The following is a 23,485-nucleotide window of genomic DNA, read 5'->3' as shown; positions in this document are numbered from 1 at the left end:
TTTAAGATTTTGGCATTGACTTTGTTTTAATAAGAGTAAATAATAAGCAAATACGAAATGAAAAATTTTAACTATATAGTCGTTCTAATTGGGATCCTTGGAGTTTTTGGATACTCATTTATGCAGGATTTTCATGCTTCTACTACCAAAGTAGATTATGAAAATGGTACTTTAAAATTAACTGCTAAGTTTTTTACTTCTGATTTGGAAAAGGCCATTGGCGCTTCGGTTAATTCAAAAGATGCATTTGATAGCAAAGCTAAGTCCTATACAAGTTCAAAATTAACCGTGAAAGTTAACGGCGCAAGTGTTCCTTTGACGTATGTAGGTTCTCAAACAAATGATAAATCCACTCGTTTGTATTTGAAAGCCGATAATATCAGCAACATCAAAGAATTGGATGTAACCAATTCCATGTTGATCGAAACCTTTTCTGACCAACAAAATTTGGTGACCTTTGATGTGAACGGCGTGAGAAAAAGTTTTACCGCTAAAAAAGGAAATGATTCTGGAAAAGTAACCTTTTAAGAAGTTCAAAATAAAATGAAAAAGCCTTGAGAAATCAAGGCTTTTTTTATAATGTTATGCTATCAAAATCTGCCCAGAAATTGGGATAGGATTTTTCTACAACTTCAGGTTCTTCTATTTCCAAATCCTGAAGCAATGCAAGAGGAGCAAAGCTCATCGCCATACGGTGATCATGATAGGTTTTGACTCTTGGATTTTCAGCGATTTTTTCAAAACTTGTAATTTCCAACGTAGAATCAGTTGTTTTTGTTTGTACACCGAATTTTTCTAATTCGTTTTGCAGCGCTTGAATCCGATCGGTTTCTTTTATTTTCAAAGTTTTCAATCCGGTTAGCTTGCATTTTAATCCCAATGCGGCAGCTGTTACCACAATCGTTTGCGCAATGTCTGGTGTTGCATTTAAATTCAATTCGAAATCTTGCAATGGGAAATCGGGAATTTTGGTAAGTTGAATTTCATTTTCATGAAATTTGGTTTCCACTCCGAAAATAGTTCGATAAATCTCAATCAAATTTGAATCTCCTTGTAAACTATTTTCTTTGAAAGCTGTAAGCGCCAATTGATGAATTTCTCCAATCGCAGCCAACGAATAAAAATAAGATGCTGAACTCCAATCCGATTCTACCACGAATTTTTGAGATTGCATTTTAAGGAACGGATGAACTATAAATTGATTTCCAATCTGATCAATTTGTATACCTAAAGTTCGCATCATTTCTACCGTCATCATCAAATAGGGTAGAGAAGTGATGGTTCCCGTCAATTCGATGGTCAATCCATTTGGAAGTTTGGGTGCGATCAAAAGCAAAGCAGAAATATATTGACTACTAGTATTTGCAGCTATAGCAATTCGATCTTTTGTCAATTTCTTTCCGATTATTTTCAGTGGAGGAAATCCTTCTTCTTCTAAATAATGAATGTCTGCACCTAATTCACGAAGCGATTTGACCAAAATTCCAATCGGTCGTTGTTTCATACGTTCAGAACCAGTAAGAATTGTTTCCCTTCCTTCTTGAATGGAATAATAAGCGGTGAGAAAACGCATCGCAGTTCCTGCATGGTGAATGTGGATGAGTATTTCTGAACTTTTTAATGCCTTTTCAAGCAATTGTGTGTCTTCTGCGTCCGATAAATTATCGATTTGGATGGTATGCAGGTACAAGGCATTTAAAATCAACAAACGATTGGACTCACTTTTGGAACCGGCAATATTGATTCTGGCCTTTTCTTTGACCGTTCGTTTGTTTAATTTCAAAATGGAATCTGTGTTCTGCATTTTACTACCGTTCAATCTGATTTATTTCAACTTTTCATTGGATTGGTGACGGTCATGGTCACGCTGTGTTTTAATGTCCAATTTTTTATAAAAAGCCGATTGCAAATCAACTCCTGTTTGATTGGCTAAGCATAAAACAACAAATAAAACATCGGCCAATTCTTCTCCTAAATCTTTTTGCTTGTCAGATTCTTTTTCTGATTGTTCTCCATACCGTCTTGCAATGATTCGTGCAACTTCTCCAACTTCTTCTGTTAATTGCGCCATATTGGTCAATTCATTGAAATAACGAACGCCATGATTTTGAATCCATTGATCTACGTCTTTTTGTAATATTTCTATGCTCATTTTCTTAAATTTTTACCAAAACAACTTGTTGCGCTTCTGCATTGATTTGATTTTTTTCAAATTCTTTCATCAATTTATAATAAGATGGTGGCAAAATGCTTTGGGCAACTTGTTCTACTGTATTGAGAATAATAAATCCATCTTTCTCTTCAATTTTGTATACATATCCAGCTTGTTGACCTTCAATAACAAATTGTTTGTCTTGTGGCATGGATTCAATTTTATATCCATCTGGAATTTTTATTTTGATGGTTGACGAATTATTGAAGGCAGTTCCAAATTCCAATGGATAATTTCTTGTTTCATAATGATAGTTTGAATTGATTAATTGGGTAAATAAGGTTGGATTCAAAATCATTTTGTTTCCCATAACATCTGCAGAAGGAACGTTTTCAAATTTAAAACTATAGCGCACCATTCCATTGGTTGGGTTTTCATCTATTTTGAAATTGTCAACGTCAAAGCTATAATCTTCTAAATAGGATTTCTCAAACTCCTTTGCATCTCGACGTTTCATCATATTATCACTCATCGCGAAATATTCGTCTTTTGTTTCAAAATAAGTACCAGTGATTGATCCGTCTGCATGTAATGAACAATTGATAATTTTTTTGATATTACTCAATGCATAATTGGTCAAGGAAAGCTCTTTGATCGTCCCATTGCTCATGATACGGAATCCTCGATGATTCAAATCACGAATTGGCAACATATTGATTTTACTTAATTTTTCTGTAGCATCCATTAAGTATAAGTTTCCATTGATTTCAGCAACCGAAATTAAGAAATTCAAACTTGAAACAGAAGGAAAAGAGTAATTGATGATCAGGTTGTTTACGGTGCTTAAAACCACTGGATTGGCATTGATTCCAGCTTTTTGCAACATGGCAACCAAGGTTAAATTGATATCTGCAGCATTTCCTGTTTTGTCTTTAAAGGTGCTTCTAATTCCATTTTCAGCATAAATAGAATTGAAATTGTTCCATGAGAAATTATTTTTCACATAGTTGAAAATGGCTTCTGTTTTTTCCAATTGTCCAGCATGTTGACCCGCAATAGATAGAACTGTTTCATCAAGGAAATTATTTCCAGCTAATTGTTTGCCAATTTTTTCGTGATTGTTTAAATCTTTTCCGATTTGTTCCCATGTAGCCGAATAGTTTTCTGTGATAAAACCAGGGAAACTAAACATCATCAACTCATAGCGTATAGAGGCTTTTAAGTTGTTGGAATTTAGGACATATGGTTCTCTATCCAAAGCTTTAACGTTGGTGTAAGTATGTTCAATAATATTATTATTGTATTTCATATTGGAAACTGGGCGAGTATTGGAGGAAGATCTTCCTCTAATTTCTCCTCTCATATCTGGACTATAAGTGAAAATTTCCGGATAGATAAATTTATATTGGCTACTAACTACCGGCACTATATCTTGGAAATACCAACGATCTATTTCACGATAAAATGGCGAAGTGATGGTGTATTTATACTCTACTACAGAACCGTCTTTTACATTGGAAAAGGCAAATTTTTGAGTTTCCCAATATTTGTTATTTTTTTCAGTGAAAATGTCACTTCCTTTTACCTTAGTTTCTTCAATTTTTCCACCTACTAAATTATAGGTCGAAGCTCTAAGTCCTGTAATTTTTTCACGGTTTGAACTTGGCGTATAAATAGAAACCTCACGATTTAAGAATTTATCGGGTGTATTGTCTTTGTTGTAAATCTTGATACGTCCTTCTACTTCTTTTTTAACGATGAATTTTTTTTCGATTGGATCTAATTCCAGTAAAACATCCAATTTTTCATATAGAATTTCAGCAGAAGCTTCGGAATTAATAAGACTTTTTTCTTTTGATAATTCTTCCTTGCTTACTTTTCCAAAACGGTTGTCTTGGGCATTTAAGTGGATGCCTAAAAATAGAACAGAAAAGATAAATACATTTTTCATCTGATAGGGATTTAAATTTTTTCTAAAAGTATTTTTGAGTTGTCAAATGAAGCAATTTTTCTTCTAAACTCAACATAATCATTGAATTTATCTTTTGAATAAACGCCTTCTTTGATGGTTAATTTACGGGTGATTGTGAAAGTTTGATCCGAATTTTGCTGCAAGGATAATTGGTAAGAACCAAATTCCGTAGTCAACTCAATGGGCTCAAAAACGCCATCCATTTTGTAATGATTTGGAATTTTTAATTCAAAAACCATTTCATCTAAACTACCATATTGGATTTCAAACGGATAATTTCTCGAATTGGATTTCTTTAAGGAACTGCTTAAGGAACCAATCGGCAAAATGTTTACCGTCATATTATTTCCAAATAGTTTGGAAAATTGTTGAGATTCCAATTCTAATTTTTGTGTAAACAATGCTTCTTCCCAATTATTGTTCAAATCATAGGATTGTATGGTTAAATTGGGCAAAGAAGAATATCTCGACATCAAAATTCTGCGTTGATCTTTTGCTGGTTCAAAGTAAACTCTCATGTTTTGTTGGTATTGTAGTCCTCCAAAAACAGATTCAAACTGGCCTAGCATTTTTCCGTCCGGTAGAACTTCAAATTTTCCAGTTGTTTTTTCTGTATTGTTTTGATAGGGAAATTTTTGTGTTTTCATGATTTTTCCACCTTCCGGATAAATCACCAATACATTTCTATTGTCGGTAAAACTTCCCAAATAATTGAAAGCCGCTTGTTGACTTGTTGTTTCTAACCAGATATCTTCATTTTCCAATGGTACATACAAAATCACATGATCACCTTGGGCAATGCTCGCAAAATCGGTGTGAAAATCTTCTCTTCTCCCAGATTGTACAATAGTATAATAGGATTTAATCCCAACTGCATCCAAAATGGATTGCATATAATTGGTTAAGGCTTTACAATCTCCATAGGATTTCGATTCTACATAGGATGCTGGGAATGGTTTTAATCCACCAATTCCTAATTGAACCCCAATGTATCTCGTTTTATTTTGCAAGTATTTGTACAAAATTTGAACTTTTTCTTTGTCAGATTTTGCATCTTTCACCAAATTCTGAAAAAATGATTTTTGACTTGGTGTCAAATCTTGGGTACCAGATAATAATTGGTTGTACCATTTGCCCATTTCCGACCAATTGGAAAATTTTCCTTTCACACCATCTATTTCAAATTCTTCTGCAGAAAATTCTACATTGGGAAATATTTGGGAGTAGACTGGCATCAAATCTTCTAGAGCATGCGGTTTTTGGTTCTTTAATTCATAATGAATTTTTGATTCGCTAGGATTTTGAGAAGCGATTCCGTATTCTTTTAAATTCAATTCTTTGGAATGAATTTTTAAATTTTTGGGATTGTTCAAGGTGAAAGTTGAACTTTCAATGGAAACATGGTCACGCGTCAAGGGAGTCCAACTCGGAATCCATGTACTTGTATTGGTAATTTGAGATTTTATGTGTACCGTAAAAGGATATTGTGTTGGGACATAGTTCAAATATTTCACTCTGTAATCTGCATACATTTGTCCATTTGGAATATAGGATTGGTCCAAAAAATCTTTCTCTTTGAATTTTTTGATCAGTTTTCCCCATTGATCATAATAAGTAACTTCCAACTGATTGATTTTCATCTGAGGGCTGTAAAATTCAACCGCTTGGGCATAATCAATTCCCGATCGATCGATAACGGTAATGATGAAATCTTTCTTACGTTCAACTTTGTTGGGAGCCAAAAAATTGACGATTGTTTCATCTTTCCTAATGACCGCGTAGGCATTTTTACTTAATTCTTCAGGAATACCAATCGCAGTAAAGTTTTGGGCAAATGCGATAAATAGAAAATGAAGGGTCAATAATGTCAATAAATTTTTCATGTGTTTTGGGGAAAATGCTTTTTATTCTTTGTTTTTGGAATCTATACAAATGGTGACTGGGCCATCATTGAGTAATTCAACTTTCATGTCGGCGCCAAATTCTCCTGTTTGAATTGGGTGATTGTATTTGGATTTGAGTAATTCCAGAAATTGATTGTATTGCTGTATGGCAATTTGAGGAGGTGAGGATTTTATATAGGAAGGTCGATTTCCTTTTTTGGTCAAAGCATGAAGTGTGAATTGACTTACCACCAAAATTTCACCTTCCATATCTTGAAGGGAAACATTCATCACACCCTTTTCATCTGGAAATATTCTCAGTTGAATGATTTTGTTGATCATCCAATCAAAATCTTCTTGGGAATCGGATTCCTCAAATCCAACCAAAGCTAAAATTCCCGTTTTGATTTGCCCTATTATTTCGCCTTCTACCTTTACACTTGCGTGCTGTACTCGTTGTAAAACTACCCTCATGTTTACGTTCCATCGTTTTCCTGAAATTAGGAAAAAGTATTCTCATTAATTTCCTCCAAAAATCCGATATAATTTTCATATCTGGTAGGGGAAATTTCCCCTTTTTCAACTGCATCCTGAACTGCACATTTTGGTTCATTTAGATGCAAACAATTGTCAAACTTACAATTACTTCGAATTTCATGAATTTCAGGGAAGTAATTTTGGATTTCATATTTGTCCATTTCAACCAATCCAAATTCTTTGATTCCTGGTGTGTCAATACAAAATCCGCCAAATGGCCATTCGTACATTTCGGCAAAGGTTGTGGTATGTTGCCCTTTCTGATTGAAGTCTGAAACGACGGAAGTTTTCAACTGCAAATTTGGATTCAGAATGTTCATTAAGGTTGATTTTCCAACTCCTGAATGACCCGAAACCAAACTCGTGATATCTTTTAATTTTTCTTTAAGTTGGTCAATGTTGAAACCCGTTTGCGCTGAAATCTGAATGGTTTCATATCCAATTCGTTCGTAGGTTTTTTGGTAGAATTCAACTTCCTCCATCAAATACTCATCGTAAACATCCATTTTATTGAAAACCAAGGTTACGGGAATATGATAAGCCTCTGCTGTCACCAAAAATCGGTCAATAAAACCAAATGAGGTTTTAGGATTGTCAACTGTTACGACCAAAAAAGCTCTATCAATGTTGGAGGCGATGATATGGGTTTTTTTGGAAAGGTTGACTGACTTACGAATGATGTAATTCTTGCGTTCATGTATCTTAGTAATTACAGCAGCTTCATCTTTGTCAATTTCAAAATCGACAAAATCGCCAACCGCGATAGGATTGGTATGTTGAATGTTGCTTAATCTAAATTTCCCACGAATTCTAGCTTGGTACATTTTTCCAGAATCTTCGCGGATTGTGTACCAACTACCAGTCGATTTGGTGACGCGTCCTTTCATTAATTTATAGGGAATTTTCTTTGTTCATGATCGAATTTTGATGGGCAATGGACTCTTGGTGAATGGCTTTGACCATTTTGTCTACAAATTCTTCTGACAATCCTAATCTTGATCCTTCACGAACGGAATTTTCACGAATTTGTTTCCATCGCTCGGGTTGAAAAACAGCCACATTGTGTTCTTTTTTCAATTCACCAATTTGCATGGCAATGTTCATACGTTGCGAAATTGCTTCCAAAATAGCTTGATCGGTTTCATCGATTTCATTTCGTAAGCGATTCAATTGAGAATGGTAGAAAGTTCCATCATCATCACTTTTACGGATTTCTAATTTCTGAAGAATTTCCAACAAACGTTCTGGCGTAATTTGTTGACTTGCATCGCTCCAAGCTTCATCTGGATTGTTATGCGATTCAATCATCAAACCATCGTATTCAAAATTATAGGCTTGCTGCGAAACATCAAACAATCCTTCTCTATTTCCACAAATGTGTGAAGGGTCGCAAATCATCGGAATTTCAGGCATTTTGTCCATGAAATCCAAAGCGATTTGCCATTGAGGATTGTTTCGGTATTGTGTTTTTTTGTATGTGGAGAATCCTCGGTGAATAGCTCCAATGTTTTGGATGTTTTGTGCTTGAAGTCTTTCAATTGCTCCAATCCATAAATCCAAATCGGGATTAACTGGATTTTTCACCAAAACAATTTTGTCTGTATCACGCAAAGCCTCAGCAATTTCTTGGACAGTAAAAGGATTAACGGTAGATCTCGCACCAATCCACAAAACATCAACATCGTATTCCAATGCTAATTTTGCATGGTTGGCATTGGCGATTTCGGTGGCAATCTTAAATCCGAATTCGTCTTTTACTTTTTTTAACCAATTCAAACCAATGGCACCAACTCCTTCGAAACAATTGGGTTTGGTTCGAGGTTTCCAAATGCCAGCACGAAATATTTGAACATACTCTTTGTTCAATCTTTCGGCAATTTCCAACATTTGTTTTTCGCTTTCAGCGCTACAAGGTCCCGCTATTGTTAAGGGTTTATCAAATTGGTTGATCCAAGACTGTTTGGCTTTCATAATATGCAAAGTTAAGGGTAATTTTATAAAATGATTGAGTGATTTTCTTGTGTTTTCAATTGGCAATCAGCTTTGTTTTCTTTTTTATACTGCCCTAAAATTTTCAGGTAATTTGTTTTCAATTCAATTCGCTTCATCAGCAAATGAAAATCTTCCATATCATCAAAGGATATATCGACATGAAAGGCGTAATCCCAAGGTTTATCCATAATAGGAACCGATTGAATTTTTTCCATGTTGATGTTGAGATATACGAGTTCGTTAAGAATACTTGCGAGTGATCCACTTTGATGCGGTGTTGTAAACAATATGGATGCTTTGTCAAATTTGTTTGGAGTAGAAGCTTCTTTAGCAACGACAAAAAAGCGCGTAAAGTTTTTTTCAAAGGTTTGGATGTTGGGTTTGATGATTTCCAATCCATATAAATCTGCAGAAAGGGTAGAGGCGATGGCGGCAACATTTTGTATATTTTGTTCGCTAATTCTTTTTGCAGTTGTTGCCGTGTCAGAGGTTTCAACAATTCGTATGTTGCTATGATGTTCCAAAAATTGATCACATTGCAAAATGGCCATAGGATGAGATTGTATCTCTACAATGTCTTCAAATTTTGTTCCTGGTAAAGCCATGAGTTGATGCTGAATGGGAAGATGAACTTCGCCTACAATTTTTAAATCGTATTTAGAAATCAAGGAATAATTGGGCAATATTGTACCCGCAATTGTATTTTCAATTGCGATTAAACCATAATCTGCTTGCAATTTATAGATTGTTTGAGCGACTTTTTTGAAGCTCTCTACTTCCAATAAATCTGTTGCGTCTTCAGCAAAAAACTTTGCTGCTGCTTGATGATGGTAAGATCCTTTTGTTCCTTGAATGACGATTTTCATAAGTTTATGCAATAAAAAAAGTCCCACATTTCTGCGGGACCTTAGGTTTCTGTTATATTATCAATTTCAACCACATAGTTTACCGCTTCTGATCCAAAGGCCAAAAGAAGTAATAAAAAGATGTGTTGAATGAATTGTTCATTTCTAATTTTTCAATGGTCAAATGTGAAAAAAAAAAATTACATGGGAAAAATTATTTTGTTAAAAATGAGGAAATAAAAAAAGACTGAAGGTAATTCAGTCTTTCGGTATTGTTTGAAATGAATATTATTCAAATTTAAGTGAGAACACAAAGGCTCTTGTAGAAAGTGATTTCAACGATCCTGCCCAATAAGGTGGCGTGTCTGGATTGTCTTGAACCAATTCATTGTTGAAGAAGAACAATCCTTTGATGGATGGAGTTAATTTGAATTTGCTGAAATACAATTCTACTCCCATTTCAACTTGCCAGTTGAAATTATGCGTCTTCATACGGAACATTGCGTCCTGGTTATCTTCTTCTTTTTTCTCGTTGGATTGCAAGTTCATGGTATATCCCAAACCTCCTTGTACGTAAGGACGAGTATTCACCCAACGATCTCCATGAATTTTTAACATGATAGGCACATCTAAATAGGTAGATTTTACGGCTCTCACGCTATCTGTTTCAGAAGCAACATTCCCGAAATATAGACTTCTTTCAGCAAAATGAACTCCTGGTTCTATTTTCAAATCAAAATTATCATGCAATTTCACTTTTCCCATTAATCCGACAGAAAATCCCATTTTGTTTTCTTGTCGTAGGTAAATCATTCCTTGTTCATTGACTCCTTCTTCACCAGGAACCACTTTGAAGCTCATTAAGTTTGTCCCCAAAAAATACCCCCAACTAAATTGTCTTTCGTCAAATTCTTCACGATGCCATGTTTTCTCAGAACTAGGACGAAATTGCCCAAAGGATGTTGCGGTTATAGAGATCAGTAGTATTGCAAATAATTTTTTCATATACTTTTCCTTAACGAAATTTTGTGTGTTTTATTTTAAGCTCTCGTAAATGCTTGCGATTCCAAAAGTAAGTTTTTTATCGAATGGTTGCACAAAATTTGAACTTTTTAAAATATTTTTCATTTTTTCACCATAAGGAAACGCTTTCACAGAATCTGGCAAATAGGTATAAGCACTTTGGTCTTTTGATATTTGTTTTCCGATTTTAGGCAAAATGTTTTTTGAATAAAAAGCATACAATTGCTTCATTGGAAAGGATTCTGGTTGAGAAAATTCCAAAATAATGAATTTCCCTCCTGGTTTTAACACACGGTAAATTTCATCTAAGCCTTTGGAAAGGTTCTCAAAATTACGTACACCAAATGCAACCGTAATGACATCAAAAGAATGATCAGCAAACGGCATATTTTCTGCATCTCCTTGAATCATTTCAATGCGATTGGCTAAATTTTGTTCGCTAACTTTTTTGCGACCAACCTCCAACATTCCTGCCGATAAATCAAAGCCAGTGATTTTCGCATCGGTAGCTTTTGCCATTGCGATGGCTAAATCTCCTGTTCCAGTAGCGATGTCTAGAATTGTGGAAGGTTTTGCCTTTTGGACAGATTTCACTACTTTTTTTCGCCAACTTACATCAATTCCCATTGATAAAATTCGATTCAATAAATCATAGTTGTCCGAAATATTGTCAAACATTTGTTCAACTTGCTTCTTTTTTGATAAATCGGAATCGGAATACGGTTTTACATTACTCATAATGGTTGCAAAGGTAAAATTTAGAATTTAGAAATAAGGAGTTAGCGGTTAGAAATGATGAAATCCAATGTTTTCCATTTTGACTTTCTTCTTATTCGTAGTTTTCAAAATAGAATTGTTTGAAATCTTCTTTGGAGAAAATTTTGGAAACATCAATATCTTCTCCTTTGTTCATGAAAACCTTTGGGTAATCTTGATCTAGATTATAATAAAAACCTTGAATGTATAAAGAGTTTTGATGTTGGATGTTTCCGTAGAAAACTTTTTCATCTATGGTTAATGTTTGGGACGTAAACAAGGAGTCTCGATTTCTACCAGCTCCATAAGGTCGAGTGAAAATATAGTAATCTGACTTGGTCGGATTGATCAAACCATTGTGAAATTTCACTTCAAATACCGTATCAATTTGTTGTCCTTCTTGCTGAAATTTCAAAGAATGTCTACCAGGACTAAGTTCGATTGGTGTGATTTGATTGGGGGCAATTACGAACGGTTTATCATCGATAAATAATTCTATTGACTTTTCTGAAGGGTTCGCAATGAGATAACTATCTTTCTTATTTAGAAATAAAGCATAAATAAGGTAAGATATAGCGACAATTCCTATTGTTATAATCAGTCCAAAAATAGTTGGATTCTTTTTCATTTTGCCTATGTTAAATTTGTAAGAATGCTAAATTTCCTGGCAAATTTACCGAAATTCATCATCAATTCTCTTTAGAAAATAGATAAAGTTTTTCTACTTAGTTAAATATTTGTACATTTGCACCCGCATACATAATAATCATTTAAAACAATATTGGAATGTATTTAACATCAGAGAAAAAACAAGAAATTTTTGCAAAACACGGGAAATCAAATGCTGATACTGGTTCTGCAGAAGGGCAAGTTGCCTTATTTACTTTTAGAATCAACCACTTGACTGAGCACTTAAAAGTGAACAGAAAAGATTTTAACACTGAAAAAGCGTTGGTTCGTTTGGTAGGTAAAAGAAAAGCTTTATTGGACTATTTGAAAAACAAGGATATCGAAAGATACCGTGCGATTATCGCAGAACTTGGAATTCGTAAATAATTCGAAAAGAAATCTCATAAAAAGGGCAATTGCAAGATTGCCTTTTTTTATTCTTGTTATTTTTTGATTCAATCAGGATTTGAATTGATTTTTTTCTGATTTTTGAAACGAAATTATAGAAGGACTATAAATAAACCGAAAAGGCAAACGGCTTTTTCACAGACGAATTTAATTAATAAAGACGATGATTCCACAAGCAATCACAGAAATGATTACTCTTGCAGACGGCAGAGAAATCACTTTAGAAACAGGGAAATTGGCGAAACAAGCCGATGGATCTGTTGTAGTAAAAATGGGTGGCACGATGCTACTCGCAACCGTAGTTGCAAACAAAGAAGCAAATCCAGGTGTGGATTTTTTACCGTTAACGGTAGATTACAGAGAAAAGTTTTATGCAGGAGGTAAAATTCCAGGAAACTTTTTCCGTAGAGAGGCAAGACCTTCCGATCAAGAAATTTTAACCATGCGTTTGGTGGACCGCGTTTTGCGTCCATTGTTTCCAGAAGATTTCCACGCAGAAGTTCAAGTGATGATTTCACTTATTTCGTATGATGGACAATCCATTCCAGATGATTTGGCTGGTTTAGCAGCTTCAGCTGCTATCGCCATTACCGATATTCCTTTCAATGGACCGATGTCAGAAGTACGCGTAGTTCGAATCGGAGGAAAATTGATGATCAACCCTGAATACAAACAATTGGAGCAATCTGATTTGGATATTATGGTGGGTGCTACCAAAACATCCATTGTGATGGTAGAAGGTGAAATGAAAGAAATCACCGAAAAAGAAATGTTGGAAGCGATCAGTTTTGCCCATGAAGAAATCAAAAAGCAAATTGAAGCGCAAGAACGTTTAGCAGAAAAAGTAGGAAAAGCATTTCCAAAACGCGAATATTCGCATGAAGAGCATGACGAAGAAATTCGTGAGAAGGTTTGGAAAGAATGTTACGATAAAGTTTACGAAGTAGCCAAACAACCTTCAGGAAAAGAAGAAAGAGGCGAGAAATTCAAAGCAGTTTTAGAAGAATTTTTAGCGCAATATGAAAACGATCCTGAGGAATTGGAACGCGTTACGCCATTTGCAAAAGTATACTACCACGACGTAGAAAAAGAAGCAATGCGTCAAATGATCTTGAACGAAAACATTCGTTTAGATGGTCGTGATCCAAAAACGATTCGTCCGATTTGGTCAGAAGTTGATTATTTGCCAGGAACACACGGTTCTGCAATCTTCACACGTGGAGAAACTCAATCTTTGACTGCCTTAACTTTAGGGTCTTCTAAAGATGCAAATATGGTGGATAGCGTAATTTCGCAACACGATGAAAAATTCTTTTTACACTATAATTTCCCTCCATTCTCAACTGGTGAAGCTCGTCCTTTGAGAGGAACTTCTCGTCGTGAAGTAGGTCACGGAAATTTAGCACAAAGAGCTTTAACCTATATTTTACCAGAAGAATATCCATATACAGTTCGTATCGTTTCTGATATCTTAGAATCGAATGGTTCGTCTTCAATGGCAACCGTTTGTGCAGGAACTTTAGCGTTGATGGATGGTGGTGTTGAAATCAAAGCGCCTGTTTCAGGTATCGCTATGGGATTGATTACTGACCAAAAATCAGGGAAATTCACTGTATTGTCTGATATCTTAGGAGATGAAGACCACTTAGGTGATATGGACTTCAAAGTGACAGGTACTTCAAAAGGTATTACGGCTTGTCAAATGGACATCAAAATCCAAGGGTTGACAATGGACATTATGGAGCAAGCTTTGGATCAAGCGCGTGAAGGTCGTTTACATATTTTAGGTGAAATGATGAAAACGATTTCTGAGCCAAGAAAACAATTGAAACCAAATGCACCGAAATTGATTGTGGTAATGATTCCAAAAGAATTCATTGGAGCAGTAATCGGTCCTGGTGGAAAAATCATCCAAGAATTACAAAAAGAAACCGAAACGGTTATCGCAATCGAAGAAACAGAAGATGCAGGTCGTGTTGAAATCGCAGGTGTTGATCAAGCGAAGATCGATGCAGCAATCGCACGTATCAAGCAAATTGCTTTTGTTCCTGAAGTTGGGGAAACCTATAACGCGGTGGTTAAATCCATCAAACCATTTGGAGCTTTCGTTGAAATTTCCAAAGGAGTAGAAGGATTGGTTCACATTTCTGAAATTGAACACAAGCGTTTGAATACAGTAGAAGAAGCGTTGAATTTAGGAGACAAAATTCAAGTGAAATTCTTAGGGTATGACGACAAAAAGAAAATGAAATTGTCAAGAAAAGCTTTGTTGCCAAAACCAGAAAGAACAGACAAACCATCTGAAAATAATAAGCCTGCTGAATAATTCAGTTGTTTATACTTAAGTATGAAAAGCTTCCCATTTTGGGAAGCTTTTTTGTTTTAATTCAAAGTGAAAGGATTGGCTCTAGGCTTTTCCAATTCTTTGATGTAATGAAAAACTTTATCACTCCAACCATTGATTTCAGCGGTCCAATTATTGGTTTTGATACCGTGTGTATGCGAGGAAATATCAATGATGTAGGAAGTATTGTAAGGAGTTGTATCAGGGGTTTTCGCATCACCATAATAGGCATCGATATCTTGGCTGTCGGATATTACCACCAAACGATCTGCCACTTGGGAATAGCATTTCTCTTTCAACCATTCGCATAATTGATAAGTGAAAATTCCACCACCACCTAATTTAGCAACAATCGAACTCGCGTCTTGAAAAATTCCTAAACCCGAGGAATTGGTCCACACCATATGCTCACCTTTTCGTCGCTGGTCGCTTCCTGCAGTGAAAACAAGAATCATATCTTCAAAAATATACGAACCAGTTGCAGCCATTGCAAAGGCCAAATCCATTCGGGAAAATTTTGAATTCTGAGAAGTCAAAGCACCCATACTTCCCGATACGTCAATCACCAAAATAGTTGTTCCTTTGATTTTTTCTTGGGCAAAAGTTCGTTTCATCGCTTCGTCGATATCGGCTGTAAATTCAGGCGCATTTCGTTGTGCAGCCAAGAAATTCAATGGAGTCAACCAAGGAGAATTCACTTGTGAAATGGCATCTTTGATGGTCATTCGCGGGATTTCTGCTTCAATCATATTTCGGAGATTTCGTAAAATCGCCAAAGAACCCAAACTTTTTTCCGCAATCATTCGTTCAAAAGTTTCCTTTTTATCGGCTCCAGCAGACAAAGCAACTTCCCAAGTATTGGCAGGTTGTAATTCATTTCGAACCAAATCCTTCAAAGCTTGTTCATTGGCTTCTGTTGGTTTCGGATGAACCAAATTCACTACATCGACCAAAGAAACTTCTAAATTATTCTTTTTGTATTTCGCGATTTGATAGGCATCATAATTATTAAATGCTTTCGCCAAACCTTTTTTGATAGATTTGCTCATTTTGAACGAACCATTTCGAACTTTCAACATTTGCAAGACATCCATTGTCATATCGGGACGATTCGCAACTTTCGCCAAAGCATCTTTGACGGGCGCTCCGTGAATTTCGTTTGCCAAAATCAATAACCACAAAGGAGTATGACGCAATTTCTGTTCAAATCGACATTCCAATGCCAATTCTACTAATTGCGAACCCGAAACTTTATGCGCCAAAGATTCCATTTGGGTCATAATTTCGTCAGCAGACTGATAATAATTCGATTCAAACAATAAATTAGTCAAGGTTACACGACGTAACAATTCAAAATTAGAATATTTTCCAGCTGCTTTGGTTTCTTTACCAGCGATGATTCCAGATCCAAATAAGGTTTTTCGTACGTTAAATTTTGACATAATTTTTGTTTTTATTGTTTAAAAAAGGGAAGTGGTTCAAAATGAATTTGGTGTTTTTTTTCTTGGAACGAAGTAACCAAAATTCTCACACCACTTCCTTTGGGAGGTTGGCCGGAATCGAACCGGCGACCCACGGATTAATAATCGAAGTAACTTTATCATCACACCTCGTGTAAGGTTCAAAATTTGATAAAGTGCTGTACGTTGCTCTTACCACTGAGCTACAACCTCCTTGTTTCTGATGCAAAGTTGCATCCTATCTGCGCAATCTTTTTGCGTAGATGTTTATTTCTTAAAATATTTTGCCTTTTTCTTCTTTTTCCAAGGCGCATTTTTTTGTACATCGCCCGCCATTATGCATCCATACGGCATCACTTCGTCAATTACTTCGCACAATCCATATTCTTCGATTTGTTTTCTCACCGATGCCGCATTTTTATACGCACTTGGCAATTCCGAAATATCAATATCATTGGTGAAAAATCGCACATCTAACCCTTTGGTTTCTTCTTCAAAAATTTCATCAATGGTTTTATGCGCCAATGATTTTTTATGAAAAGATCGCGAGAAATTTCTTCCGGCTCCGTGAGGAGCGAAACCTAAATTTCGGCCGTTAGTTGTTCCTTGAACAATCAACACAGGTTCCGCCATATTCAGAGGAATCAATCTAGGACCTGTGATGTCCGGCAAAAATTTGTCGTCTAGTGGAGTCGCTCCTTTGGCGTGGTAGAATAAATCTCCCTCTCTGAATACGAAATTATGTTCGTTCCAAAAACGATCTTTTGCTTCTATTTCTAATTTTTCTAAAGTTGCATTATGAATTGCTTCGTGGTTTTCTTTGGTCCATTTTCGGATCAATTGCAAAGCATCCCAATACTCTTGTCCTTCTTGGGTATCAAACGGAATCCACGCATTTTCCTTTAAAGTATCAGGTGAAATTTCTCTTCGAAATCGATTGGCAACCTTCATTCCCATATCATACAATTTCGCTCCAGGAGCGCGCGAACCGTGATGCGTAACCATCATCGTATTTCCAGTTGCTTTCGAAATTCCGACAAACAAGAAATGATTTCCATCTCCTTGAGTTCCCATATGCGATCGCGCAATGCTGATCAGTTGTTCATCTTTCAAAAAGTAATTCTCTCGAAACGCATCCATCAATTCTTGTGACATTGGCATTTGTTCACCTCTTGGTCGTCCACCGTATCCGAAATGGGTAACCGAATGCGCAGCATCCAACACCAATTTAGGTTCTACTTTCCCGAAATCAGTCAACATCACCGAACAACAAATATCGGCCGAATGAAATCCCGGATGAATCGCATTTTTCGCAACAACAACACCGCCAACAGGAATTTGACCTTCAGGCCCAGTCGGACAAGCATCGGGCATCACCGCTCCCGAAATCAAAGTCGGAGTTTTCATCAAAGCATCCATAGTTTGAAGAACCTTCGACACATTGTCTTTCTCATTTTCATTTTCGGCACGTATATTCACCACATATTCCGTCGGAACTAATCGGATCTGGCATTCTAAATTGCTCCAAATAAGCTTCCATTTCTTCGGTAGTCAATTCATTTTCATTTATATAGTCAATTGCTTCTGCAAACCATTTTCCTGGTCTGTATCCCAAAGCGACGATTTCATTTCCTGTAATTTTCATATCGTATTGTTTTTAGTTAGGGCAGCCACAACTTCTTTTCTGAAGTTTACCCTGAGCTTGTCCAAGGGTTCCCAATCTTTTTTTGCAAAAAAGGAGTTCCACTCAAGTCGGGCTGCATTTTTCGTTTTTTCAACTCGGTTTTTCTAAGTTGATGATGCAAAGGAAAACTACAACTGCGCAATCTTTTTGCGTAGATAAAATTATTTTCTATTTTTAGAAAAAAAATCCAATGTCATCCAATAAAAACGCCCTAATCCGCTATAAAACCCTCGACAAATGCTTGAAAAACAAATTCAAAAAATATACTCTAGAAGATTTGATGGACGAATGTTCCGAAGCCTTATTTGAATTCGAAGGAAAAGAATCTTACGTCAGCAAACGTACTGTACAACTCGATTTGCAGAATATGCGTAGTGAGAAATTTGGCTACGAAGCGCCCATCGAGGTCTATGAAAAAAAGTATTACCGATACAGCGATCCCACTTACAGCATCCACAATATTCAAGTCAACGAAAATGATTTGCGCGCGATGAACGACGCAATTCAAATTTTGAAACAATTCAAAGATTTTTCAATGTTCAAAGAAATGAACGGTGTCATTCAAAAATTGGAAGATTCCGTTCACGCAACCCACCAAAAGTCCATCATTCATTTGGATAAAAACGAAAATCTACGCGGTTTGGAACATATCGATGTATTGTATCAGGCGATTTTGAATAAAAAAGTTTTGAAAATTTCCTACCAAAGTTTCAAAGCAAGAGAAGCAGGCGATATGATCATTCATCCGCAGATTTTAAAAGAATTCAACAACCGTTGGTTTCTAATTGGATTGAAAGGGAAGTATTTGTACACCCTGGCTCTAGACCGAATGGAAGCAATTGAAGTTGTAGAGGATATTGCGTACATTGATCAAAACATCGACGCCGATGAATATTTCAAAGATGTGGTGGGCGTGACCGTAACTCCTACCCAAAGATTGCGCAAAGTGACTTTCCGTATCGATCCTGAAAATGCGCCTTATGTAAAAACCAAACCGATTCATTCAAGTCAAACCATTGTGCACGAAGATCATTTGGGAACGACTTTTCAATTACTCATTCAAATCAATTTCGAATTGGAACGAATGTTATTAGGATATGGCGAAACGATTGAAGTTTTAGGGCCAAAGGGTTTGCGCGAACGAATGAAAGACAAACTTCAAAAAGCCTTAAAACACTACCATAAACAGATATAATTCCCGAAATTTGCAGCATATGATACGTAAATTTTTAGCTCAAAACTTAGAAGATATACACTTTTCTGATGTGATTGAATTCATTGATGAACATTATAGTTTCACACCCACAGCTTTCAAAAATGGAGAAACTTACAACGATGTCAATCAAAACAATGGATCTTGTAAGATTTTCGCGTTTGCACAAATGGAAAATTTAAACCAAGATGAAACCTTGAGTTTGTTCGGTGATTTTTATACCAAAGACGTTTTGGAAAATCCAGAAGGAAATGACCACCAAAACATCCGCAACTTTATGAAATTTGGTTGGGAAGGAATCGAATTTGAGGGAATTGCTTTGGTAAAGAAATAGTTTCCCCAAAATCTACAAAAGAATCTATTTATTGAGTAGTTTTGTTAAAGTACAATACACTTTATTATAGAGTTGTTGGGAAGGAAGTTCAAATACTTTCATTCTTTTCTAATCGCCAAGATCCTAAAAAGCGAAAAATCTAACTCAACTCAATTCCGAATTCTGAAGTAAAATTCAAAACACCTTCTTCTAGATTGTTGGGATGCGATTTGAAACCTTTTAGTTTGGAGGTTTTACCTTTTTTGATCAAATCTTGGATTTGCTTTTCGGTAATTTTCTTTCCAAAAATTTCAAACGGAACTTTGAACCCGCAACCTTGGAAATTCTGACAACCAATCGCCGTTTTGCCTTTGATTAATTTCTGGGATTTACATTTCGGACAGTCGGTTTCTTCCCAAATGATTTCCGATTTCTTTCTAGGAGCGCGTTCTTTTTTTGCAGGTTCTGGTGTAGCTTCCTTGATTTCGATGGTCTTATTTTGCCCACGAAGCACTTTCCAAGTTAATTCACGTACCATTTGGACTAATTCTTCCTTGAATTGATTGGCTTCGTATTCGCCTTTTTCAATTTTGCGCAATTTGAATTCCCATTCACCCGTCAACTCCGGACTTTTCAGCAATTCATCTTCGATGGTATCGATCAATTCCATTCCCATAGGAGTCGCCACCAAATTTTTGCGCTTTTTCTCAATGTATTTACGCTTGAACAAAGTTTCAATGATGTTCGCTCGCGTAGATGGTCGGCCAATTCCGTTGTTCTTGAGCATTTCACGCAATTCTTCATCTTCCACTTGTTTTCCAGCAGTTTCCATCGCTCGAAGCAAAGTCGCTTCCGTATAAGGTTTCGGCGGACTTGTTTTCCCTTGGTGAATAAAAGGTTCGTGAGTACCCGATTCGCCCGCTACAAATTCCGGAATCGTTTGTTCCTCTTCTTTGTTGGAAGTTTCTTCTTCTTTTTTGTCTTTTGCATAAACCTCACGCCAACCGGGTTCCAAAATTTGTTTTCCTGTTGCTTTGAATGGAATCGTTCCAACTTTCGCTTCCACAACCGTATTGGAAATTTTACATTCCGGATAAAAAACTGAAATAAATCGTTTCGCAATTAAATCATACACCAATTTTTCTTCTTTCATCAAACTAGACGAAGGCATAATTTCAGTCGGAATAATTGCGTGGTGATCGGTTACTTTGGTATCGTCGAAAACCGCTTTGGATTTGGGAATCGGTTTGCCCAAAAGTGGCGCCGTTAAATCCTGATAAAACTTCATCGAAGCCAAAATTCCGTGCATTTTCGGATGTAAATTTTCCGATAAATAGGTTGTATCGACTCTCGGATAGGTAACGTGTTTCTTTTCGTATAAACTTTGCACGTATTTCAACGTATTTTCAGCCGAATAACCATATTTTTTATTCGCTTCTACCTGCAAAGCAGTCAAATCAAACAAACGTGGATTTTTCTCTTTTCCTTCTTTGATTTCAAACGAAACAATTTCAAACGGATGTTGTTTCAAGTATTCCAATCCGCCTTCCGCACGTTCTTGAGAAGTCAATCGGTCAATGTTGGCATTGAAAATAACTTCTTTGTATTTGGTTTTTAATTCCCAATAATCAGCCGATTTAAACGCATCAATTTCCTTTTGACGTTGTACGATCATCGCAAGGGTAGGCGTTTGTACGCGACCAATGGATAAAACTGCTTTTCCGCCACCAAATTTTTTGGTAAACAATCGTGTCGCATTGATTCCCAAAAGCCAGTCGCCAATCGCACGAGCATTCCCAGCGAGATAGAGATTTTGGTATTCGTCTGCATCTTTCAATTTGGCAAAACCTTCCTTGATGGCATCTTCGGTCAAAGATGAAATCCACAAACGTTTCATCGGTTTGTCGCATCTTGCTTTTTGCAAAACCCAACGCTGAATGACTTCTCCTTCTTGTCCAGCATCCCCGCAATTGATGACTTCTTCACATTCTTGCACCAATTTCTCGATGACTTCAAATTGTTTTTCTACGCCTTTGTTGGGAATTAATTTGATGCCAAATTTCTGTGGAATGATGGGTAAACTTCCCAAATCCCAATACTTCAAATTCGGATTGTAATCGTGCGGTTCTTTCAAGGTACAAAGATGTCCAAACGTCCAAGTAACGCAATAGCCATTTCCTTCCATATAGCCATTTTTGGCGGAAGTCGCGCCTAAGACTTTCGCGATGTCTCGGGCTACACTTGGTTTTTCGGCGATGCAAAGGATCATTGGATTTTCTTCAATTGAATCTGCAAAAATCCTGATTTTTTTTGAGAATACGTACCAAACTTCGTTTTGATTATTGGAAAAATTGGTAAAAGCAATATCCGGAAATGATGTACAATAGAATTAGCCCTAGTAATCCTTTTGGTAAAAAAATGAAATCTTCGGATTTTTCTTTTGAGAAATCGAAATAGTATTCTCTAACTAAATAAACAGTGTAAAATAACGCAAGGATTCCAAAGGAAATTCCACCAATTAAATTCAAATTCATTGCTATTTTATTGAATTTAGATAATTAATTAGAAAAGAAAGTTTCGGCATTTGTGAAATAGATTTTTTCTTTTTGTTCTTGGGTTAAGAATTCCAATGATTCGATGTTTTCAATAATTTTATCGATCGGTCCATTATCGGTTCCAAACATCAATTTATCTTCCAAACCTCCATCTATCAACCGATTCATAATTCGTCGAAATTCGGAAGGATTGAAAATATAGGGATTGGAAATCACAGAAATATCGGCATAGACATTCGGATAATAGGTCATCAAGGCAATGGCATCTTCCAAAAAAGGAGCACCAGCGTGCATAATCCAAACTTTTAAATTGGGAAATTCTATGAGTAAATCTTCCATTAAAATGGGATTTCCCAAACTGACTTTAAAATTGGGAGAACCGTGTCCAGCACCCGCCAATCCGGTATGAATACCTACGGGAATTTTGTGTTTCTCAGCCAATTTGTAATAGGGATAAAAAAGAGAATCAGATGGCGAAATACCGTAATACTGACTCAAAACTTCGCCTATATAATCGATTTTTTTAGATTGAATTTGTTTTTCTACCCATTCGACATCTGGAAAATCCTTTTGATTGTCGAAACAAAATTGTCCGCTATACGGAACTTTCCCATTGGGGCAACCCAACATCAAACCTTGTAAAACTTGAATTTCTTTGTCAGATTGATAGGTTTCTTGCGAATTCCAAGAAGTACTAATGGCAACTTTGTAAACACCTCCATCTTTCAATTTCTGAATTTGTTCAGTTGGTTTTGGATCACCGTGGAGGTGAACATCAAAAATTTTGACTTTCTTTTCTTGTGCAGATAAACTACAAAAACTTAGGTAAATCAGTAGGAGGGCAGTTGGTTTCATCACATAACGACTTCAATGGTTGGAACAACACTTAAATCTTCTTCCAAGTTTTCGTAAATTTTGAAAATCGATTCATCTGTAAACAAATCAAATGGGCTCAAAAGCACAACGACAGATTGTGTGTCATCGTTCACTAAAAGGAAAAAATCCAACACATCTGCTTCGGATTCAGGATCTTCTTTGGATAAAAATTCGGCTAATTTTTGATCAGCAACGATTTGGTCCAATTTAGATTCATCGACCAATAATTTCGAATTCAAATAATAAATTTCATCGAATTGATTTAAAAATGAGGCTTCAACAACTTCCTCCAAAGACTCTAACCAACTGTTCATATTTTATTTTTTTCCAAAGGTAAAGATAAACTGAAGCAACCAAAGCTTTATTCCGATTTCTTGCGATCAAAAACTTCATCCAAACTAAATCGTCCGCCACCTTCAAATAGCAATAAAATAGCACCAAATAGCATGGCCAATGCAGGTGTCATTTGTTCTAAGCTTAAATGTCGATCCACCACAAAAAAGGCTACCAAGAAATTGATGATCATGAGAAGAGCGACAAATCGAGTTTGAAGTCCGATGATGATTAAAATTCCACAAATCATTTGGGCGTAGACCGATAAAGGCGCAGCTAAATTGGGATAAGGAACTTTGAAAGAATCGAGAAAGGAAGCAAATTCTGCCATTTTGCTTGAGTTCACAACATTGTCCCAAACGCCCAAAAAAATACGTCCGCCTAAAAATAAACGAAAGAGCAATAAGCCAAAACCTCTAAATGAGTCCATAAGTTGTTGATTTTCTTTGTTCTAATTTAGTGAATAATCT

At 36.1% G+C, this 23,485-nt stretch carries 21 protein-coding genes, 1 tRNA gene and 1 pseudogene; 5 read left to right on the top strand and 18 right to left on the bottom strand.

The window, feature by feature from the left end; genetic code table 11:
• Window positions 1-57 precede the first annotated feature (57 nt).
• Entirely contained in the window at window positions 58-528 is a 471-nt protein-coding gene (locus ABID46_RS03150) for a DUF6702 family protein (RefSeq protein WP_354506972.1), read from the top strand.
• A 46-nt stretch (window positions 529-574) separates the two neighbouring features.
• Here the strand turns inward: ABID46_RS03150 and ABID46_RS03145 are convergent, their stop codons facing one another.
• The 11 genes from ABID46_RS03145 to ABID46_RS03095 form a co-directional block, all read right to left on the bottom strand.
• Entirely contained in the window at window positions 575-1,804 is a 1,230-nt protein-coding gene (locus ABID46_RS03145; RefSeq protein ID WP_354506970.1) for a 3-phosphoshikimate 1-carboxyvinyltransferase, read from the bottom strand.
• Between the two features lie 21 nt (window positions 1,805-1,825).
• Window positions 1,826-2,152, bottom strand: coding sequence for a nucleotide pyrophosphohydrolase (locus tag ABID46_RS03140; protein ID WP_354506968.1), 327 nt, complete (start codon window positions 2,150-2,152; stop codon window positions 1,826-1,828).
• A 4-nt stretch (window positions 2,153-2,156) separates the two neighbouring features.
• Complete coding sequence (locus ABID46_RS03135; RefSeq protein WP_354506967.1) at window positions 2,157-4,103, bottom strand: DUF3858 domain-containing protein; 1,947 nt, start codon at window positions 4,101-4,103, stop codon at window positions 2,157-2,159.
• Window positions 4,104-4,114: 11 nt separating this feature from the next.
• The gene (locus tag ABID46_RS03130) at window positions 4,115-6,007 is read right to left on the bottom strand and encodes a DUF3858 domain-containing protein (RefSeq protein WP_354506965.1); all 1,893 of its coding nucleotides are present in this window, start codon (window positions 6,005-6,007) and stop codon (window positions 4,115-4,117) included.
• A gap of 21 nt (window positions 6,008-6,028) precedes the next feature.
• Window positions 6,029-6,481 (bottom strand): D-aminoacyl-tRNA deacylase, encoded by a 453-nt coding sequence (gene dtd / locus ABID46_RS03125; protein ID WP_354506963.1) that lies wholly within the window; start codon window positions 6,479-6,481, stop codon window positions 6,029-6,031.
• A gap of 26 nt (window positions 6,482-6,507) precedes the next feature.
• A complete protein-coding gene (gene rsgA, locus ABID46_RS03120; protein ID WP_354506962.1) occupies window positions 6,508-7,431 on the bottom strand; it encodes a ribosome small subunit-dependent GTPase A in 924 nt (307 codons plus the stop codon).
• Between the two features lie 4 nt (window positions 7,432-7,435).
• Window positions 7,436-8,524, bottom strand: coding sequence for a chorismate mutase (locus ABID46_RS03115; protein WP_435529315.1), 1,089 nt, complete (start codon window positions 8,522-8,524; stop codon window positions 7,436-7,438).
• Window positions 8,525-8,538: 14 nt separating this feature from the next.
• Window positions 8,539-9,402 carry a prephenate dehydratase gene (locus tag ABID46_RS03110; protein WP_354506959.1) on the bottom strand — a complete coding sequence of 288 codons (864 nt, stop codon included), beginning with the start codon at window positions 9,400-9,402 and terminating at the stop codon, window positions 8,539-8,541.
• Window positions 9,403-9,669: 267 nt separating this feature from the next.
• Window positions 9,670-10,386, bottom strand: coding sequence for a type IX secretion/gliding motility protein PorT/SprT (gene porT, locus ABID46_RS03105; RefSeq protein ID WP_354506957.1), 717 nt, complete (start codon window positions 10,384-10,386; stop codon window positions 9,670-9,672).
• Between the two features lie 30 nt (window positions 10,387-10,416).
• Window positions 10,417-11,145, bottom strand: a complete 729-nt coding sequence (ubiE, locus tag ABID46_RS03100; protein WP_354507045.1) for a bifunctional demethylmenaquinone methyltransferase/2-methoxy-6-polyprenyl-1,4-benzoquinol methylase UbiE — start codon at window positions 11,143-11,145, stop codon at window positions 10,417-10,419.
• 88 nt (window positions 11,146-11,233) lie between these two features.
• Complete coding sequence (locus ABID46_RS03095) at window positions 11,234-11,788, bottom strand: hypothetical protein (RefSeq protein ID WP_354506955.1); 555 nt, start codon at window positions 11,786-11,788, stop codon at window positions 11,234-11,236.
• A 158-nt stretch (window positions 11,789-11,946) separates the two neighbouring features.
• On the opposite strand from ABID46_RS03095, the gene rpsO reads away from it, so the two are divergent.
• Both rpsO and ABID46_RS03085 read left to right on the top strand, forming a co-directional pair.
• Complete coding sequence (rpsO, locus tag ABID46_RS03090; RefSeq protein WP_354506953.1) at window positions 11,947-12,216, top strand: 30S ribosomal protein S15; 270 nt, start codon at window positions 11,947-11,949, stop codon at window positions 12,214-12,216.
• 184 nt (window positions 12,217-12,400) lie between these two features.
• Window positions 12,401-14,563, top strand: a complete 2,163-nt coding sequence (locus ABID46_RS03085; protein ID WP_354506951.1) for a polyribonucleotide nucleotidyltransferase — start codon at window positions 12,401-12,403, stop codon at window positions 14,561-14,563.
• A gap of 56 nt (window positions 14,564-14,619) precedes the next feature.
• Here ABID46_RS03085 and ABID46_RS03080 read toward each other — a convergent pair whose 3' ends face one another.
• From ABID46_RS03080 to ABID46_RS03070, 3 genes and pseudogenes are all read right to left on the bottom strand, one after another.
• Entirely contained in the window at window positions 14,620-16,023 is a 1,404-nt protein-coding gene (locus ABID46_RS03080) for a TROVE domain-containing protein (protein WP_354506949.1), read from the bottom strand.
• A 102-nt stretch (window positions 16,024-16,125) separates the two neighbouring features.
• Window positions 16,126-16,254: transfer RNA gene (locus ABID46_RS03075), tRNA-OTHER, on the bottom strand.
• 54 nt (window positions 16,255-16,308) lie between these two features.
• A pseudogene (locus ABID46_RS03070) lies at window positions 16,309-17,686 on the bottom strand (RtcB family protein).
• Between the two features lie 229 nt (window positions 17,687-17,915).
• On the opposite strand from ABID46_RS03070, the gene ABID46_RS03065 reads away from it, so the two are divergent.
• Entirely contained in the window at window positions 17,916-18,920 is a 1,005-nt protein-coding gene (locus ABID46_RS03065) for a helix-turn-helix transcriptional regulator (protein WP_354506947.1), read from the top strand.
• Window positions 18,921-18,939: 19 nt separating this feature from the next.
• A complete protein-coding gene (locus ABID46_RS03060; protein ID WP_354506945.1) occupies window positions 18,940-19,272 on the top strand; it encodes a HopJ type III effector protein in 333 nt (110 codons plus the stop codon).
• Window positions 19,273-19,411: 139 nt separating this feature from the next.
• Here ABID46_RS03060 and ABID46_RS03055 read toward each other — a convergent pair whose 3' ends face one another.
• The 4 genes from ABID46_RS03055 to ABID46_RS03040 all read right to left on the bottom strand — a co-directional run bounded on the left by ABID46_RS03055 (window position 19,412) and on the right by ABID46_RS03040 (window position 23,445).
• Entirely contained in the window at window positions 19,412-21,520 is a 2,109-nt protein-coding gene (locus ABID46_RS03055) for a type IA DNA topoisomerase (protein WP_354506943.1), read from the bottom strand.
• Between the two features lie 289 nt (window positions 21,521-21,809).
• Window positions 21,810-22,661: an amidohydrolase family protein gene (locus ABID46_RS03050; RefSeq protein WP_354506941.1), complete on the bottom strand. Its 852-nt coding sequence runs from the start codon at window positions 22,659-22,661 to the stop codon at window positions 21,810-21,812.
• Entirely contained in the window at window positions 22,661-22,996 is a 336-nt protein-coding gene (locus ABID46_RS03045; protein WP_354506939.1) for a hypothetical protein, read from the bottom strand. The genes ABID46_RS03050 and ABID46_RS03045 overlap by 1 nt, the downstream gene beginning before the upstream one ends.
• 47 nt (window positions 22,997-23,043) lie before the next feature.
• Window positions 23,044-23,445 (bottom strand): DoxX family protein, encoded by a 402-nt coding sequence (locus tag ABID46_RS03040; protein WP_354506937.1) that lies wholly within the window; start codon window positions 23,443-23,445, stop codon window positions 23,044-23,046.
• Window positions 23,446-23,485 lie beyond the last annotated feature (40 nt).

The organism is Moheibacter stercoris (genome assembly GCF_040545805.1).
Classification (GTDB): Bacteria; Bacteroidota; Bacteroidia; order Flavobacteriales; family Weeksellaceae; genus Moheibacter; species Moheibacter stercoris.
Note: the sequence above shows the minus strand (reverse complement) of the source record. Positions and strands in the feature narration are given on the sequence as shown.

Coding starts and splice junctions, on each gene's coding strand:
- ABID46_RS03150 (WP_354506972.1), top strand. CDS start 58: ATGAAAAATTTTAACTATATAGTCGTTCTAATTGGGATCCTTGGAGTT.
- ABID46_RS03145 (WP_354506970.1), bottom strand. CDS start 1,804: ATGCAGAACACAGATTCCATTTTGAAATTAAACAAACGAACGGTCAAA.
- ABID46_RS03140 (WP_354506968.1), bottom strand. CDS start 2,152: ATGAGCATAGAAATATTACAAAAAGACGTAGATCAATGGATTCAAAAT.
- ABID46_RS03135 (WP_354506967.1), bottom strand. CDS start 4,103: ATGAAAAATGTATTTATCTTTTCTGTTCTATTTTTAGGCATCCACTTA.
- ABID46_RS03130 (WP_354506965.1), bottom strand. CDS start 6,007: ATGAAAAATTTATTGACATTATTGACCCTTCATTTTCTATTTATCGCA.
- dtd (WP_354506963.1), bottom strand. CDS start 6,481: ATGAGGGTAGTTTTACAACGAGTACAGCACGCAAGTGTAAAGGTAGAA.
- rsgA (WP_354506962.1), bottom strand. CDS start 7,431: ATGAAAGGACGCGTCACCAAATCGACTGGTAGTTGGTACACAATCCGC.
- ABID46_RS03110 (WP_354506959.1), bottom strand. CDS start 9,402: ATGAAAATCGTCATTCAAGGAACAAAAGGATCTTACCATCATCAAGCA.
- porT (WP_354506957.1), bottom strand. CDS start 10,386: ATGAAAAAATTATTTGCAATACTACTGATCTCTATAACCGCAACATCC.
- ABID46_RS03095 (WP_354506955.1), bottom strand. CDS start 11,788: ATGAAAAAGAATCCAACTATTTTTGGACTGATTATAACAATAGGAATT.
- rpsO (WP_354506953.1), top strand. CDS start 11,947: ATGTATTTAACATCAGAGAAAAAACAAGAAATTTTTGCAAAACACGGG.
- ABID46_RS03085 (WP_354506951.1), top strand. CDS start 12,401: ATGATTCCACAAGCAATCACAGAAATGATTACTCTTGCAGACGGCAGA.
- ABID46_RS03080 (WP_354506949.1), bottom strand. CDS start 16,023: ATGTCAAAATTTAACGTACGAAAAACCTTATTTGGATCTGGAATCATC.
- ABID46_RS03065 (WP_354506947.1), top strand. CDS start 17,916: ATGTCATCCAATAAAAACGCCCTAATCCGCTATAAAACCCTCGACAAA.
- ABID46_RS03060 (WP_354506945.1), top strand. CDS start 18,940: ATGATACGTAAATTTTTAGCTCAAAACTTAGAAGATATACACTTTTCT.
- ABID46_RS03055 (WP_354506943.1), bottom strand. CDS start 21,520: ATGATCCTTTGCATCGCCGAAAAACCAAGTGTAGCCCGAGACATCGCG.
- ABID46_RS03050 (WP_354506941.1), bottom strand. CDS start 22,661: ATGAAACCAACTGCCCTCCTACTGATTTACCTAAGTTTTTGTAGTTTA.
- ABID46_RS03045 (WP_354506939.1), bottom strand. CDS start 22,996: ATGAACAGTTGGTTAGAGTCTTTGGAGGAAGTTGTTGAAGCCTCATTT.
- ABID46_RS03040 (WP_354506937.1), bottom strand. CDS start 23,445: ATGGACTCATTTAGAGGTTTTGGCTTATTGCTCTTTCGTTTATTTTTA.